Source organism: Marinomonas sp. GJ51-14 (assembly GCF_055808695.1).
Genome location: NZ_CM147879.1, coordinates 2,300,333 through 2,317,250, shown reverse-complemented (window position 1 = coordinate 2,317,250; position 16,918 = coordinate 2,300,333). Strand labels below are relative to the sequence as shown.

Here is a 16,918-nt window from a genome sequence, read left to right as displayed (position 1 = left end):
AGGTTTGTAAGGGATGACTCAGTCGTCCCTTATTTTTCCCAACAAGTTACCTTCTCGACAACTCACTTTTCTCGACAACATAGAGACTACGAATATGGTAATCCGATTTAAACAGACCTCTCGTCTACTTTTATTCACATTATTAACCATGAGTCTTGTTGCTTGTGGCTTTCATTTACGCGGCCTTGTCGAGCTTCCAACACAACTCAAACTGATTACACTCAACTCTGAAAGTGGGTCAGATAATTTTGATCGTGCATTGCGTATAGCATTAAGTAAAGCTGGCGCAACGATTGTTGATAAAGCGAATGCAACCGAAGACACGTTAGAACTAAAAATCAATCCGATTGAGCTCTCTGATACAGAGCTAGCAACAAATACTTCAAATGATACATCACAGGTATACAGAACATTAAAAGGTCATTATTTTGTTCGCCAAGTTGATGGGAAGTCTATTTACGGACCTAGATCGATCAGCACCAGTAAGACCTTAACCAATCAAGACGATGAAGAAAGTTCAAAGCTTTCCTATAACGCCGCACAGACAGAAATAATGTACGAGGAATTAGCTACTCAGCTTGTTAGTGACCTAAGCTATGCTCCGCTTTAACCCGCATTCATTTAAGCGCACCATTCAGGCTATTTTTTAGGCTTTTTTTTAGGTAAGCAGACATGAAAGTTAGAGTTGATCAGCTAGAACAGCAGCTCAAGAAAAACCTCGCTCCCCTTTATATTATTTCAGGGGATGAGGTTCTATTGTGTCAAGAAGCCGCCGACAGTATACGTAAAGCCGCTCAATCCTATCAAATCGAAGAGCGTCAGCGTTTTGTTGCTGATGCTCAGTTTGATTGGCAAGACGTCATTAATGAAAATCAAAGTTTGTCTCTCTTTTCTAATCGCCGCCTTTTTGATATTCAAATTGATAAAATGGGTGAAAAGCACAGTAAAGCTTTGGCACAACTTGGTCAGTCTCTTAGCGAAGACAATACGATTTTACTGACGATTCCTAAGATTGACGCACGCACACAAAAGGCAAAATGGTTCACACAGTTAGAGTCTCAAGGTGTTTTCGTCCAAATTTGGCCTATCGATGCCAACCGCTTACCGGCATGGATACAACAAAAAGCACAGACACTTGATCTATCTTTAACTCGCGATGCTGCCAGCATGATCGCTGAACGTGGTGAAGGTAATTTATTAGCCCTTTCCCAAGAACTGGAAAAACTTGCGCTTTCACATGGCCCCGGCGCTAAAATCACCGAAGAAAATGTAATTGCCGCCGTGTCAGACAGCAGCCGTTATTCTATTTATGATCTCAGTGACCGCCTTCTAATGGGCAAAGCAAAAGACGCCATGCATTGCTTGAATCAATTACTGGGTGAAGGTGTTGAGCCTAATATTATTCTTTGGTTATTCAATCGCGAAATACAAACCTTGTCCAGCCTTCTACAAGCCATGCAGTCCTCCAGCTTACGTCAAGCTTGCCAAGCAGAAAGAATTTGGGACAAACGCGTTGCCTTTTATGAAAGCGCTATGTCACGTCACAACAAAGTAACGCTGCCTTATATGCAAAACTACCTTGCTCTAATGGACAAAAGCATCAAAGGACTAGAAGGTCCAGATATTAACACCGGCTTTCGTAATCTTGTCATGATGTTCTGCGGCTACAAACCCGTTGTAACAGAACTAGACTTACCCATTTGATTCAAAAACAACTCCCAATATAATTTTAAATAGGCTTAGAGGATATGATCGATACTCCCATCATCGAAGAAATCAACGTATGGTCAACACCACTTTACGTGACTCAAATGCCAGATCACGACTTTTTAAAAGACGCCCTGTTAGCCGCCGTGTACCAACAAAAAGCAATACAAACCACAAAGATCGAAAGCCAAATTGCACCTACAGCTAAACATGCATTACATGAAAGTACGTTAGATTTTTTAGAGTTAGCAGATGCAAATATCATGGAAGCGAAACGAATTTTTGAAGAGCTTATTCTTGAAATTGCAGCATCAGTTAATCAAGCATTTTGGCCTGAAGAGATGGAAGTTGACGCACATATTATCGAGTCTTGGTATCACGTAACCCAAAATGGCGGTTACCACGACGTACACTCTCACCCAAATTGTTCCTGGTGTGGTATTTACTATCTTGAACCTGGTGATGCAAAAAACAAAAGTAATGGTGGTCTTAATCGATTTTATGACCCTAGAGCCAATGCAGAACATTATGCAGATCCGGGTACTGCCTATTTAGGTGGACAAGGTGTCTGGGACTTTACGCCCACCGAAGGTCAAATCGTAATTTTTCCTTCTTATTTAAAGCATTCAGCTTTACCGTACTTTGGACAAAAGGACCGCGTCGTAATTGCGTTTAATAGTATTATTGAAGCTTATTAAACGATTTTATGGCTTTATTTTTATATTAAATTTCATAAGTTTACATTCAAACGTTCACAATGGATGAGTATTTGTAGTAATTTAACAAGTCATGTTTCATAACTATGGGGTAGTCTATGCGTTTCCAGTTTGATCAATTAAGTGGCAATCAGCGATACCACCTGATAACTCAAACTATTACCCCACGCCCAATCGCGTGGATCATGACGAAAAATAAAAACGACAGTTTTAATCTTGCCCCTTTTTCTTATTTTTCCGCCCTGTCTTCTGACCCTGCATTATTGGTAGTTTCCATTGGTAATAAAACAGATGATCTTGCCAAAGATACCAAACAAAATTTAATACGCGAAAAGGAATGTGTTTTGCATATTCCAAGTGGCGACCTAATAAGCGCAGTAAACGAAAGTGCGGCTAATTTGGCCTATGGTGAATCTGAATTATCCCGAGCAGGAATATCGCTTATCGATTTCACTCAAACACTCCCTCGTATTGCAGAAGCTAGAGTCGCTCTTCACTGTCGATTATTCGACATACACACATTAGGTAACGCATCCTTTAATGCGATCTACCTAGAAATACTGGATTTATACGTTGATGATGAGTTGGTCTCTGAAGAAAACAATCGCACTATCATTGACAGCAAAAAACTAAACCCTCTCGCACGACTCGGTGGTAACGATTATGCGCTGATAGGTGAAACGATCACGATTACACGCCCTAACTAGAGCGACACAAATTTCGAGGTATCAAAGATGGACGTTAAATCACAAGTACAAGCTTTTCCTTTTATGGCTAACATCGATGCAGAATTAGCATCTTCACTAACAAGTCTCGCGAGTATCAAAACACTCAAAGCGGGTGATGTATTAGCAAAGCAATTCGAAATAGGTCAGCATATTTACTTTCTTTTAGAAGGTGAAGTAGCGATATCAGTTCCTCTTCAAGAGTCAGGAAAATCCTATAACGTCGGCTCAATTAACCATGCTATGTCCCCTATTGGTTGGTCAGCTTTTCGACACCCATCTCGTTACGCAACCACATTCACTGCGACTAAGTCATCTAAGCTACTAGTTTGGCCAATTGTTGAATTACAAAAAATTCTGGATACTCATTTCGCCTTTGCAAACCAGTTTTTACAGTTTGTTTATCAGGAATCTTTACCTGTTTTAACCAACATTCAAAACCAAACTCGTCCTTTCTTTTCCAATGAGTCTTTAGCGTTTGAAGAAACCCGCCCACTAATTGATTCTGAAACACAAGTTCATGCGTTAAAAGATGCCATCAGCCTACTTAATTACGCCCCATTTTGTGAGTCCTTTACACAGGCTGAAATTCACGCACTGGCTAAAAAATCATCTATACTATTGGCCCATCAAGGCGATATTTTATCTCAACAAGACCAACCAGCAGACGGCTTGTATTTACTAATCAAAGGTAAGGTTGTCGTTAGTTACCAAACAGATTCGGGCGATATTATTACCACTCGCTCTATTTCTCGTGCTGGCACTGTCTTATCTTGGACTACAGAAAATGTCTCATTAAAAAATCGTACGTCAATCATTTCTTCAAGGGACAGCAGTGTCTTATTTATTAAACGAGATGACCTTCTCGACATCTTCAAAGATAACCCTAAATTCTCTGTAAAATATCTATATCGACTAATTTGGTTGGTTGGCACACATTTATTGGCAGCTCGAATGCGTTACCTTTCACAAATTGCGAATGACGAAACCTTGGCTGTTTGTAATGTGATTGAACAGAATGCTGCTCTTTTACCTGTTAGTTCCCCTTTATACAAAGTCAGTGAATTACTTAAAAGCGCAATCACAACAGATGAAGCTTTTGGTGTACTCTATAAATGCCTACATTTTGGTAGCGTACTAGAAAGAACCATTTCAGGTATGTGCCTAGACATATTGAAAGATTTACAACGTGAGAATGCCTTTTATCGGCATCTACAAAATGTCTACGACAGCATTAACAGCCTACCTAAAGAAACATCTGCCCTAGACGCAAGACGCCTGGGAACAGAACTTTTTAAACAGGCCTTCCAACAAGTTCCTTATGTTATTAAGGGATTAGAGAACCTCCCTAAAAAAGCCGGCTCTTTGTTTATTTACAACCATTTATTAGGCTCGCCAACCAACCGCTTACCTAATGGTTTTCGTTTCTCTATGGACGCTCAATTCATTGGTTCTATGATTATTGACAATGAATACGGTATTTCCGGGCAGCGTGTTGTGCGCCGTAGTAAAGAGAGTGAGTTCTGGCGTGATGATTTTTATGAACGTTTTGGCAACCTATTTATCAACAGTTGGGAAGACCTCACCAGAGAGACACCAGAATACGAGCAGTTCATTAAGCAGTCTCAAGAAACATTGAGCCAAAATTTTCCCCTAATGATTTCTCCAGAAGGTAAGAGTTTCGGCACTCATCAATCTCCTGGCAGCTTCTTACCCCACGCGTTTGAAGTAGCAGGCTCTATGGGCAGTGATGAACCATGGATAGTTCCTATTGTCGTAGCAAACTTTGATAAACGCGCAGACCATAATATTTATACAGTGATTATAAAACCTGCTTTCAAGTTGTCGAGCAAAGTCGATTACAAAGATAAGAAGGCCTTAAACGACTTCTTAGTGACTTATCAGGAAGAATACAAAGGCTATGTTAATGAAGCCGTTGAATTATCTAGAGAAATCCGACAGTACCCTATTTTTAGTGGAAAAAATGGCTACCGCTCTAATGTCATGAGCCTCAATCAAATCGATGTGGAGTTTGAGTCAGACGTCCGTGAACTTGAGTTCCATTTATCTCATCAAGAATACAAAGAACAACCTGTTGCATTTTATGGTTCATCAACCATGCGCTTATGGACTGATTTCCATCGTCACTTCCGTGATAAAGATGGTATCAATTTAGGATTTGGTGGTGCGACGTTAGAAGCTTGTGTTTACTACTTTGAGCGCATTATTTTGCCCCATAAACCTCGTTCTTTAGTGATTTATGCGGGAGATAATGACATAGGCAATCATTATGATTGCAATAAAGTTGTTGAGCTTTATATTGAGCTTTTACAAAAGGTAGATCGCTATCTTCCAGGTATTCCTGTGACGCTACTCAGCATCAAATGCAGTCCTGCACGTTTAAAAATGCGTCAAACAATAGAGAAAACTAATTTACAACTGGAACGTTTAGCAAAAACCCGTCCGAATACTAAATACATTGATTTATTCTCTACACTATTAGATCAGCAAGATGAAATTAAAGAGAGTTTGTTTGAGGGTGATAAGCTTCATTTAAACAACAAAGCCTATGAATTATGGACGAAGCATTTATTAAAAATCGAAGACTTCATTTTTAATAAATAATAGAAACGGTGAAATAAAAATCACTATTCACTTGATATAAAAATCCCCGCACTTATCGGGGATTTTTATATCTCTTTAAATAATACTTTTAAACACACAAACTTAGATATATGGGCATTAAAAGCACTTAACCAATGACAACTTTTAAACCTATTAGAATCAGTAAGCACCCCATCACTCGATCAACCCAAATCATATTGCGGCGTAACCAAGGTAAAACAGGACCACTAGCAAGTAACAGAGCAACCAGAATGTACCAACCGCTATCGATCGCAACGACCGTTGTCCAAAATTGGATTTTCATCATTACAGTCATTTCAGCATCAACAAGCTGACTAAACAGAGCTAGAAAGAAAAGAGCAATTTTAGGGTTCATTAACGAAATCATTAATCCATCGCGAATTGATTCCCAATAAGAGGATTTAACCACTTTCACTTCGTCTACTTTGCCTTTACCAGCATAACGTAATGCCTTTATACCAAGCCATGCTAAATAAAGGCCACCTAATACTGTCAATATTGAAAATGCTTGTTGATGTTGTTCAATGAGTACAGCCATCCCCTGTAGCGTGAGAAACACCCAAAAACCAACACCAACGCCATGTGCTAAAGAAGCAAGCACACCATGAAGCGCAGATTGAGAAACAGAAACACGAAGAATAACAGCTAAACTCGGACCTGGAGAAATGGCCCCCATAACACAAACAGCAGCTAAAGACAGCCAAGTTGCTAACTCCATACTTTTCTCACCTTATTATGTTGAAATATGTACTTAATTTTGAAATAAGCACATCTAGAATACGGCGTCATTTTATCTATTATCGATAATAAAATCTAATATCGATAATAGATAAAAGTCCCCATTTTAAAAATGGCTATAAAAAACCGCCACAAACAAAAATACGCCAACATATTGACCTTTATTAAAAAAAGGATCAGCATAAGGAGACTTACTATTAAGAAATACAAATTAAATTATGCTCAAAGTCATCTTATCTAAACACAACGGCGATAAACGTAAGGCAAAAAAGCTTTGCGGTGCTGACGTGTGGAATTAAGATTAAAACAACTCCCCCGGCAGCATTCTCGCTGACGGTTTATCTTCCCTTTCAGCAGAATGCATACCGGCCAAAATGAGGCTACAGTATGTTCCATGGCGCAATAACAGCATTAATCACTCCTTTTCGTAACGGTCAATTAGACGAAGATGCTCTACGTAAAATTGTGCGTTGGCAAATTGATCAAGGTATCAATGGTTTAGTTCCTGTGGGCACAACAGGAGAATCTCCAACGTTAAGTGAACATGAACACAAACGTGTTATTGAAATCACAGTTCAAGAAACGAATAAAGCTGTTCCTGTGCTTGCCGGTGCTGGTTCAAACAATCCAGTTGAAGCCGTCAATTACTCTGAGTTTGCCTACCAAGCAGGTGCGGATGCCACTTTACATGTAGCAGGTTATTACAACCGTCCAAGTCAAAAAGGCTTATATGAACATTTTAAATATGTCCATGACAACAGCAAGCTACCAATCGTTCTTTACAATATCCCACCTCGTGCAGTTGTAGGATTAAATGTTGATACCTTAGTTAGTCTTGCTGAATTACCTCGCATCATAGGTGTAAAAGACGCTACAGGTGATCTCACACGTCCAATTCGTGAATGTGCACTTATCAATACTCCATTTAATTTTTTAAGTGGGGATGACATCACAACAGTTGCATATAATGTTGGCGGTGGTCAGGGCTGTATTTCGGTGACATCAAATGTCGCCCCAAAACTTGTTGTTGAGCTTCAACGTCTATGTCGTGAAGGTAAATACAATGAGGCATCTCAGCTGCAAGATAAACTTTTCGAACTGCACAATGCATTGTTTATTGAACCAAACCCTGCTGGCCCCAAATACGCAGTATCATTACTTGGTCTTTGTACTGATGAATGTCGCCTACCAATGGTGCCATTACAAGACAGTACAAAAGCAACAATTCGTCGTATCATGGAAGAGCTAGAACTGATCTAAAATAGCCTCTAAACACAAAAAAATCCCGCATATAAAAACTCTATGCAGGATTTTTTGTGTTTATCGCTTTCTGAAAGCTTACTTACTCTTGCACATCCATATATTTGTTTGCCCACACTCGGTTTTCTTCAAGTGTTGAGTAACGAGTCGACAATTCAGAAGCATTCAATGTACCTTCAGCAATGCCGCGCTGTTCACGCAAGCAGTCGTAAGTCGCTTTGATAGCCGCAAAGTAAGCTGCATGACCATTAACAACGATACGTACACCATTAGCGGCAAGACGTTCACGATCTCGTAACTCAGGGTTGTCATAGGCAACCAGCATAATTGGAATCGAGATATGTTGAGCAATTTCTTCTAAATGTGCGAAATCACGAATACCAACCATACAAATACCATCAACACCAACAGCTTGATAAGCCTTAACTCGTTGAATGGTTTCTTCCGTGGTTAATTGACCTGCATTAGTACGAGCGATGATGCTCATAACAGGATCAATACGCGCTTCTAATGACGCTTTAAGTTTTCCAACAGCTTCTTCAACGGGGATTAGATCTGTTGATTTATGACCATACTTGGCAGGCAATAAAGTATCTTCTATCGTTAACGCCGCAACACCAGCACGCTCTAGCTCTACAATGGTTCGCATGACGTTTAAGGCATTACCATAACCATGGTCGGCATCTGCAATAATAGGCAATCGTGCAACACGTCCGATACGAGTGGCTTGCTCAGTAAATTCACTTAGCGTAATCAAGGCAAAATCAGGCGCTGCTAATACCTGAAGAGAAGCAACGGAACCACCCAGAATTCCCACTTCGAAACCAAGATCTGACGCAATACGTGCAGACATAGGATCAAATGTAGAAGCAGTGTAATAGCACTTACCACTTGCTAGTAAAGCACGAAAATCATTACGTAAATCGTGCTGGGAAGGTGTTGCCATAATATGTACCTCGAATGCTGTTATAAAATATAGCAGCATTATACAAGGCTTCGAGCCATGCTTCATCAACCTTTGACTAAATGGTCACATTTTCTAATTGAATAATTATTTTCATTAAAAATGACTATTTTTTCCTTTTTCTATTTTTTAAACACAGGCAGATAAATCGGTTTCAAATTGACCTTTTATGCTCAAAACAAACAGTTTTTTATTGTCTATCTAAGCTTCTATTTAAATGATTTATGAAATTGTACGGATCAGTTTTATCTCGGTACTTTTATGAACAAAAGTTAGTATTATTATACGACTAACTGTTTGTTTTTTAGACAGAACAAACAGTGACAGCCAAACGATCTGGGTATAAAATGCCTCGCTAACGCACATCTGTCTTTCTGCGTATTATTTTCTTACCTGATTTTGACTGTTTAAAATAAAGGCTCACAAATGAATGCTTGGTATCTCATCTGTTTCTTATCTGCATTAGCTGTTTTTATTGCTTTTACAAACCAATATATATTGAAGATGCAAACTACAATCGCCATCACCACAGGTTCGGTTGTGATTTCTTTGCTCTTGATTCTTGCGGTTAAAATGCTTGGAGACGAAACGGCTTTGTTTATCACTCAAGTTGTTTCAGGTATTGATTTTAACCAATTGTTATTAAAAGGCATGCTAGGCTTTTTATTATTTGCTGGCGCATTAGAAATCGACCTTGCTGCACTTAAAAGACAACGTTGGGAAATCACCATATTAGTGCTTTTCTCTACCCTTGTTTCGACCTTTATTGTGGGCTATTTGAGTTACTATTTATTTGCCCTTCTAGGCTTCCCTGTTCCTTTCATTTATTGCCTACTTTTCGGTGCACTTATCAGCCCAACTGACCCTATTGCTGTGTTAGCAATTATCAAACAAATGAGCGCACCACAAGGTATCTCTATTCAAGTAGAAGGAGAGTCACTCTTCAATGATGGTGTCGGCCTTGTTATTTTTACCACCATATTTTCAGTAGCCTTCTATGGTACAGAAGCCAGCGCCCAAGACATTGCTGAATTATTTTTTACTGACGCCATTGGTGGCATTATCTTTGGATTGGTAATTGCCTTAGTTGGCCACTTCACCATCATAAATTGTAAAGATGTGAACACTCGATTGTTGGTCACATTAACTATTCCTTCTGCTGGGTTTGCTCTGGCAAATATTTGGGAAATTTCAGGTGCTCTGGCAATGGTAACCAGCGGAATATTACTTGGAAACATCACACGCGCTACAGCATCTAAAAGACGTGGTCCAGATGGTACTCGTTATGTAAAAGATTTCTGGCACGCAACAGACAGCTTCTTAAACGCATTATTATTCCTTATCATCGGCATGCTCATTGTTACTATGCCATTAACATGGGAAATCATCGGGCTAGGGTTACTCATGGTTCCAGTGGTCTTACTGGCTCGATTCATTAGTGTTGGTAGCCCTTATATTATTTTCAAACGCTACCGAAAATACGATAAACACTCAGTGAAAATATTAACATGGGGTGGTTTACGAGGTGGTCTTGCATTAGCAATGGCCGCAGCTATTCCATCGGATCAAATACAGATTAGCGGCATGGATTTACATGACATGATGGTTATTATTACCTATGTGGTAGTTATTTTTTCTATCATAGTGCAAGGGTTAACTATCTCCCCTTTGATTCAAAAAAGCATTCAAGCGGCAGCAACTAAGAAAAAGTAATCAATTGAAGGCATTTAAATTCAAAACTAAAAACTCAGCACTAAGCTGATTTTTTAGTTTGAATTCAGGATCGAGTAGTTTAAAAGCAGAGCTAATCTCGCTTCACTGAAAAGATGGCATCTTCATTATAAAATTTTAATAATTCACGTACATTGAATGGCGTAACGTCATCTGTATAATAAAACGCCTCATTAGCTTTACCATTGTATATGTCTTTTCTTACACCGCTTTTTCCATCATAAGCATGAGTACTACTTTGTACTTCAATCAAGTTCATATTAACAGATACCACGACCATGGTCCCATACTTGTAAACTGGATCTTCATTTTTAAATATCTTAGAAAAATCAACAGAGTAAATATCATTTACCTTAGGTGATTGAAGATATTCTAGGGTTTTGTTTTCTTGCTCTACATTAAAATAATCAATTCCTAGAACAATACAAGGAACAACAAGTGCCCATATTTCTATAGGTAAGAACAACAAGGTATGTGAAAAAGACTTATCCTTCTCATTCGATTCTGAACGGCTTGCTACACGCCCTTTATGATTCAATAGGCAGCCAATCACAAAAACAAAAACCGCAACTATCATCACCGCAATGATTTTTACCCATCTGTTATCCCTGTAAAAACCATCTCCCATAAAATAATCGACGGCAAATTGCACGTCCACAAAAGCAGCAATAAAAATAGCTGGTACAATCCAGCCTTGTCCTTTCCAGATATTAAGCATCTTCACATCCTATAAAATACTTCGTCCATATCTCATTAAATTTTAATTACCATGAAAACACAATAAATCGTTCGAAAAACAGTCATCAATATCAGATAAATTTAATCTTTTATTGATCTTGATTCGAAGAGCAATAAATAAAAAAGCGCCTTATAAAATAAGACGCTTTTTAAAAATGGTGAAAGTATTTTGAAAATCCATCCTATCTTCTTTATCTATTTAACACTTCCGCAATATCTTCTGTCATAGGGTCAATCACTCGATTAAACCAACTATCAGAAAGTGTCCTCACCATGGTTGAATAACCATCAGCTTCCAATTTATCAGTAACATAAAACGTGTCTGAAGCAGATAATTGACCTGTTTCAGAAATAACCTGCCAACGGCCAGAAATATGTACTGCACCATTTAAGTCTGCGTAAAACCCATCTACTTCGATGTTAAGCAACCCAATAGGATTTGTAGGCAACCGCTGACCACCGAACCAAGTAACACTAGGGAAAGTTCTTTCTAAACGCTGCTGAGTCAAACGAGTAAGTTGTGAAGATAAAGACTCAGCCCATAGATTACTTTGCGACCGATGAACTTCACCCTGCTGTGTCACCAACACAATTTCATTGCCAGCCAGATAACTTGCAACAACAATAGGCAGCAACTGTATCGATACTCTTTTCGTCGGTTGAGTAGATACAGTTTGTAAAGTGTCATCCATTAACAAATATTCATTGGTCGGGGTAATATTCGTCGCACACCCTGTCATTCCCCCACTAATAACAAGGATCAAGAATAAACGAAGCTTCATCATATAATTTTATCTCTTTATCCTATTTAGCGGCTTTAGGCTGTATGTCTAACCTAGGTGCGCTATCGAAAATTAAAGTATTTGGATTTTCTCTCAATTGACGAAGCAAAGGCTGCAATTCATTCAATGCTCGCCCTAATGACACCATATTTTCCCGCAACGGTCGGCCAATTTGCCCGTTTGCCTGATAAGTTTCCAGCGTCAAATTCAATTCATTGATCGTTGCAGATAAATCACCAGGTAATTGCTGGGTTTCTGACTTATCTAATAGCTGTTTCACACTTTTACTGACGGCTTGCAATTGTCGTAAGGTCTCATTGGCTTCTTCCATTGTTCGGCCAAGCTGTTCAAATGTGTTACTTAAAGGCAACTGAGACAAATTATCTAAAATCGTTCCAACTTTCGACTCAATATTATCAAGACCATCTGCAGCCGTTGGGAACAGCCTATAACTTTCAAGTTTAGTTAGTGTAAATGGCGGTGGATTATCCATAAAATCTATATTAATAATTTTAGCAGCATTCACATAATTGCCTATTTTTAACGTTGCCCGTAAACCTTTATCAATTCGGTCTCCTAACAATTGATGCCAGCGTTCTAAAGAAATAGCATCTGAAGTACCTAACTCATTCAACCTCTGTGGTTCAATACGAGCTCGCACCGGGATATAAGGAGCATCGAGAGATGATAATGCTTCCGCAGAAATACCATTAAATGGCACATCCAAGACGGTTCCTATTCTTACACCTCGAAACTCAACAGCCGCTCCAGCAATCAAACCACTAACATTGGTATCAAACAAAAAGACGTAGTTAATGAAATCTTTATAGACGTTATTGTCTGCATTTTCTTTAGAAGGATAAAGCCGAAACGTCGACATATCATCAACAGACTGACCTGTAGACTGACCTTCTGGAGAACCAAATGTAATCCCACCAGAAAAGAAGGTTTCCAAAGAATCCAGTCGTACTTCAAAACCACTTGCAGAACTTTTAAAGGCCAATCCAGGCGTCATCCAGAATTGGGTATTACTGTTTACCAAAGCATTATAGGGAGAACGAACAACTACCTGATAGGTGATCTCTTTTTTCTTCCCATCAAAACCAACCTTTTCGATGTACCCTACTTCATAGCCACGAAAATGCACTAAGGCACCAACCTCCAGCTTAGAGCCTTCTTTACTTGATAAAATCAGACGAACACCATCACTTTCTGTAGAAAGTGGGGGTTGATTTAAAATCGCAAAATCTGTTTTTAACTCCCCTTTTTCACCCGGTGTCATATTAATATAAGCACCAGATAAAAGGGTTCCTAAACCGCTCACACCGGCTTTACCTACGCGAGGTTTAACCACCCAAAACTGCGCATCATTACGTAGCATTTGCTGGGTTCCTTGATTCATTCGAACTTGAATAATAGCATTCTCGTAATCTTCACTCAGCCGAATGCCAATCACTCGTCCAACATCAACATTTCGAGATTTTAGTTTCGTCTTACCTGCTTCTAGACCATCAGCATTTGATGCAATCAAGGTAATAATAGGACCTTGGCTCGACCAATTCTGATACAGCATCCAACCAGCCACTAACATAGCGATAAGAGGCACAAGCCAGATAGAATTAAATCGAACCTTACGCATACTCTCAATTTGTTTGTTCGAATTACTCAACCTTTTCTCCTTCTAAAGAAGCAGCCCTAGGGCTGTCATCTTTATCCCACAATAATCTTGGATCAAACGACATAGCAGCCAACATGGTCAATACAATAACTGCCGTAAATGACAAAACGGCAGTACCAGGTAAAATAGAGATAAAGTTTCCCATTTGTACCAAACTGGTTAAAATCGCCACAACAAAAACATCAATCATTGACCAGCGACCAACAAATTCTGTCATCCGATATAGTTTTATTTTTTGCTTCGTTAAGCGCTGACTGGGGTAGCAGCATTGCCAGCACAACCAAGCTAATGCCAACATTTTTGCAAGTGGTATAACCACACTTGCGAACAAAATAATGAGAGCTACAGGATACGACTCCAGAGACCAAAGAAGTAAAACGCCCCCCATAATAGTTGAAGGCTCTGTACTGCCTAAAAACGTCGTATGCATAATAGGGAAAACATTCGCTGGAATATACATCACTAAAGAAGCAATTAATAAAGCACTGGTAGTGATTAAACTATTTGGTCGACGACTATAAACCGAATGCCCGCAACGATCACAATGATGAGCGTCACCCGTTAAAGTTGCTCCACAGAAATGACAGCCAATTAAGTTTTGTTCTTTCGCATTTTTTTCTCTACCTCATGCTCAGTAATTCGAGCTTGCCCCGCCACTTTATTCCACAGCCAACGCTTATCAATCAGAGTCACTGTTTTTAAAAGTAATAAGACATATCCACAAAAGGCCCAAAACGACAATTCTAACGAAATATCAGCAAAGCTATTTACTTTCACTAGAGCAACGAGAATTCCCACTAAAAAAACATCAACCATTAACCAAGGCTGTAAAACAACAATCCAACGAACACAGTAGCGTTGTGCGAATGTTAATACGTATTTATTTTGGAAGGACCACACAAGGAATAATGCAGAAGACAAATACACGATAGGAAAAACAAACAAAGCCAAACTAATAATGGCCCCAAGAACTAAATGCCCAAGGCCAAGTAAAACGCTTAATGTTTGAAACAAGGTAACAGTGCGATCAATACCGTTACTTGAAAAGCCAAGAAAGGAAAAGCTCATCGCCAATGCGAGCATCAGCAAAGAAGATAGACCAACGCCTAAAATCCTCGCCGACGCGTGCTTATGAACACTGATCAGAATATGCCCGCAATGCTGGCATCGAAAACGATCGCCACCTTTTAACGGTGGAATGCTATTTACATGATCGCATTCTTCACATGTCGTCACATTTTCGTGAAACAGTGAATGACTCATACTAAAACCAAAACACGATAAGAAAACAGCACGAATAACTCTCTTTATCTAGTGATCATCTGCTGAGTTTCGAGACTCAAGGGTGTGGACTTCCAGCCTTTGATACCAGTATCTACTTCTGCTCCCACACTTACATCAACAGCAACAGGGTCTGAACTTGATAAAATACGATACAAACTCATCCCCATGTCACTCATACCTATAGATAAAGGTATGGAGACACTTTGCGTCTTACCCTGAGGCAGTTTAATCGCTCTGATCTCACCTTCTCCCAATGACTTACCTTGTGCTTTCAACTGATAACTCACGTTATTCAAATCAATATCAAAAACATTTGGATTCTTGATTTCTAAATCTACACTTAGCTTAGCACCGCTTAAATTAATCGCATCTACATTAAAGTTTTTAAATGTAATTTCTGGTTGCTTCGGAATAGGTAAAACACCAGAGAAACTGACCGGCATATTGAAATTACCTAGCACAGGTAAATTAATCGCAACCTTACCTTCCACACCATAACTGACTTCCATTTTGTCGTCTAAATCACTAACACTTTTCATGATTTGATCAAAGGTCAAGGTGACAGGTAATTGGATACTATTGCTTCCTTTCGCAGGTAGCGACAAACTAGCATTTGGTTGTTCCACTGAAGCAATGCGCTGATCATTAATCAATAAATCCAGATCAAAACCTGCTGTTTTAAGCGTAAACTCATTAGGGTTTGTGACCTTTAAATCGACCAACAAGGTAACCGATTGAGTCGATAATTTATCGATAGCAACATGACTTATAGAAGCCTTAGGTTTACGGACTTCTAATGTCTCCTGCAATACAGAACAACCAGATAAAAACAAAACCAACAAGACTGAAAAAACATGAAGTGGCAATCCAGTACAGAGAGCACTTTTTTTCATTTGAAAAAACATATTTATCCTTTCTTTTTTATAGCGGGAACATAACCCTGAATACGTTCAGGCAACTGAGTTACAAACAAAGCCCTAACTCGTTGCCAGTAAATTGACAGCAACAATAAAGATGCCCCCATCACCATACCAGTTAATGGGAAGCTATAACCTATGCCACCGTAATTATCGATTAAACTAGACAATGCATAAATTACGTACATCAACGAAGACACCATAAAAGCACGACGGTCAATCAAAATAGACAACACAGCCATAAACAAATACAAAAGAACCACCAGTGCCATATTGCTAAAACTTTCATTGCCATCTAACACGCCAAGATTCCAAAAAATCGGATGGATAATCAAAGGCGCAGATAAAAGATGTAACCAAAAAGCCACATCAGATTTTCTCGTTGTTCGGCTAGTGTCTGCAGAATCCCAATACATTGCACCCGTAAAAGCAATGCAACCACAAAAGAATAAGGTAGCCATCAACATACCAGTACTTTCTGGGACAATACTCATTACAATCGACGCTAAAAGAGCTAAAGCAGCGCCAGTTCCAACGGCAATCGTGATCGGAACTTGAAATCGTCGCCAATGGAAATACGCAGCCAGTGTCGATAATGCCGTTGAAATAATTGGAGAAAATTCCAGTAAACTACTAAACAGTGCTTGGGAAAAAGCAAACACGCCTCCCACAAAAGCCAGCAACAGGATAATCGCAGGTAACGCCATTTTGCGTTTTAAAACAAAAATTTCCGCTAGTCCCCAAGATAAACCGGCAAAAACAAGATAACCCATCACCTCACTGATTGAGCTCATCACCCAAAGAGAAGAAAACAGTAACAAGGCACAAGCAATAACAATGAAAATATCGTTAAAACCTCCTACTAAACGAAAATTCTCTTCATCAACAGCAGGCGAACCATGTGTTGAAGACATCATGCTGCGAAATGCCTCTACTGAACCAGCAGAAAAAATCTTTTTTTCAATCGCCAGATTTAAGTCTTCATCTGTGTACATAACAACCCTTAATCCCTAAACGTGATATTTTTATTCA

General features: G+C 39.2%; 16 protein-coding genes. 7 read left to right on the top strand and 9 right to left on the bottom strand.

Features of this window, described 5'->3' with window-relative positions:
- Positions 1 to 94 precede the first annotated feature (94 nt).
- The 5 genes from AC0L3Y_RS11160 (at position 95) to AC0L3Y_RS11140 (ending at position 5,773) form a co-directional block, all read left to right on the top strand.
- Positions 95 to 610, top strand: coding sequence for an LPS-assembly lipoprotein LptE (locus AC0L3Y_RS11160; RefSeq protein ID WP_473462694.1), 516 nt, complete (start codon positions 95 to 97; stop codon positions 608 to 610).
- Between the two features lie 62 nt (positions 611 to 672).
- A complete protein-coding gene (gene holA / locus AC0L3Y_RS11155) occupies positions 673 to 1,704 on the top strand; it encodes a DNA polymerase III subunit delta (protein WP_473462691.1) in 1,032 nt (343 codons plus the stop codon).
- A gap of 44 nt (positions 1,705 to 1,748) precedes the next feature.
- Entirely contained in the window at positions 1,749 to 2,405 is a 657-nt protein-coding gene (locus AC0L3Y_RS11150; protein WP_473462685.1) for a putative 2OG-Fe(II) oxygenase, read from the top strand.
- Between the two features lie 116 nt (positions 2,406 to 2,521).
- Complete coding sequence (locus tag AC0L3Y_RS11145) at positions 2,522 to 3,130, top strand: flavin reductase family protein (protein ID WP_473462679.1); 609 nt, start codon at positions 2,522 to 2,524, stop codon at positions 3,128 to 3,130.
- A gap of 27 nt (positions 3,131 to 3,157) precedes the next feature.
- Complete coding sequence (locus tag AC0L3Y_RS11140; RefSeq protein ID WP_473462675.1) at positions 3,158 to 5,773, top strand: cyclic nucleotide-binding domain-containing protein; 2,616 nt, start codon at positions 3,158 to 3,160, stop codon at positions 5,771 to 5,773.
- Positions 5,774 to 5,900: 127 nt separating this feature from the next.
- On the opposite strand, the gene AC0L3Y_RS11135 is transcribed toward AC0L3Y_RS11140, so the two are convergent.
- On the bottom strand, positions 5,901 to 6,512 hold the full coding sequence (locus AC0L3Y_RS11135) for a LysE family translocator (RefSeq protein ID WP_473462672.1): 612 nt from the start codon (positions 6,510 to 6,512) through the stop codon (positions 5,901 to 5,903).
- 407 nt (positions 6,513 to 6,919) lie between these two features.
- Here AC0L3Y_RS11135 and dapA point away from each other — a divergent pair, with 407 nt between their 5' ends.
- Complete coding sequence (gene dapA / locus AC0L3Y_RS11130) at positions 6,920 to 7,792, top strand: 4-hydroxy-tetrahydrodipicolinate synthase (RefSeq protein WP_473462668.1); 873 nt, start codon at positions 6,920 to 6,922, stop codon at positions 7,790 to 7,792.
- Between the two features lie 82 nt (positions 7,793 to 7,874).
- Here the strand turns inward: dapA and AC0L3Y_RS11125 are convergent, their stop codons facing one another.
- A complete protein-coding gene (locus tag AC0L3Y_RS11125) occupies positions 7,875 to 8,738 on the bottom strand; it encodes an isocitrate lyase/PEP mutase family protein (protein WP_473462663.1) in 864 nt (287 codons plus the stop codon).
- A gap of 444 nt (positions 8,739 to 9,182) precedes the next feature.
- Here AC0L3Y_RS11125 and AC0L3Y_RS11120 point away from each other — a divergent pair, with 444 nt between their 5' ends.
- A complete protein-coding gene (locus AC0L3Y_RS11120) occupies positions 9,183 to 10,469 on the top strand; it encodes a cation:proton antiporter (protein WP_473462658.1) in 1,287 nt (428 codons plus the stop codon).
- Between the two features lie 91 nt (positions 10,470 to 10,560).
- On the opposite strand, the gene AC0L3Y_RS11115 is transcribed toward AC0L3Y_RS11120, so the two are convergent.
- The 7 genes from AC0L3Y_RS11115 to AC0L3Y_RS11085 all read right to left on the bottom strand — a co-directional run bounded on the left by AC0L3Y_RS11115 (position 10,561) and on the right by AC0L3Y_RS11085 (position 16,881).
- Complete coding sequence (locus tag AC0L3Y_RS11115; protein ID WP_473462654.1) at positions 10,561 to 11,205, bottom strand: hypothetical protein; 645 nt, start codon at positions 11,203 to 11,205, stop codon at positions 10,561 to 10,563.
- A gap of 211 nt (positions 11,206 to 11,416) precedes the next feature.
- Positions 11,417 to 12,010, bottom strand: coding sequence for a PqiC family protein (locus AC0L3Y_RS11110; RefSeq protein ID WP_473462649.1), 594 nt, complete (start codon positions 12,008 to 12,010; stop codon positions 11,417 to 11,419).
- A 19-nt stretch (positions 12,011 to 12,029) separates the two neighbouring features.
- A complete protein-coding gene (pqiB, locus tag AC0L3Y_RS11105) occupies positions 12,030 to 13,676 on the bottom strand; it encodes an intermembrane transport protein PqiB (protein WP_473462646.1) in 1,647 nt (548 codons plus the stop codon).
- Complete coding sequence (locus AC0L3Y_RS11100; protein WP_473462642.1) at positions 13,669 to 14,115, bottom strand: paraquat-inducible protein A; 447 nt, start codon at positions 14,113 to 14,115, stop codon at positions 13,669 to 13,671. Before AC0L3Y_RS11100 ends, pqiB begins: the two co-directional genes overlap by 8 nt.
- 161 nt (positions 14,116 to 14,276) lie before the next feature.
- Entirely contained in the window at positions 14,277 to 14,948 is a 672-nt protein-coding gene (locus tag AC0L3Y_RS11095) for a paraquat-inducible protein A (protein ID WP_473462636.1), read from the bottom strand.
- A gap of 44 nt (positions 14,949 to 14,992) precedes the next feature.
- Positions 14,993 to 15,874, bottom strand: coding sequence for an LEA/WHy family protein (locus AC0L3Y_RS11090; protein WP_473462632.1), 882 nt, complete (start codon positions 15,872 to 15,874; stop codon positions 14,993 to 14,995).
- A gap of 2 nt (positions 15,875 to 15,876) precedes the next feature.
- Positions 15,877 to 16,881: a hypothetical protein gene (locus AC0L3Y_RS11085; protein WP_473462629.1), complete on the bottom strand. Its 1,005-nt coding sequence runs from the start codon at positions 16,879 to 16,881 to the stop codon at positions 15,877 to 15,879.
- Between the last annotated feature and the right edge of the window lie 37 nt (positions 16,882 to 16,918).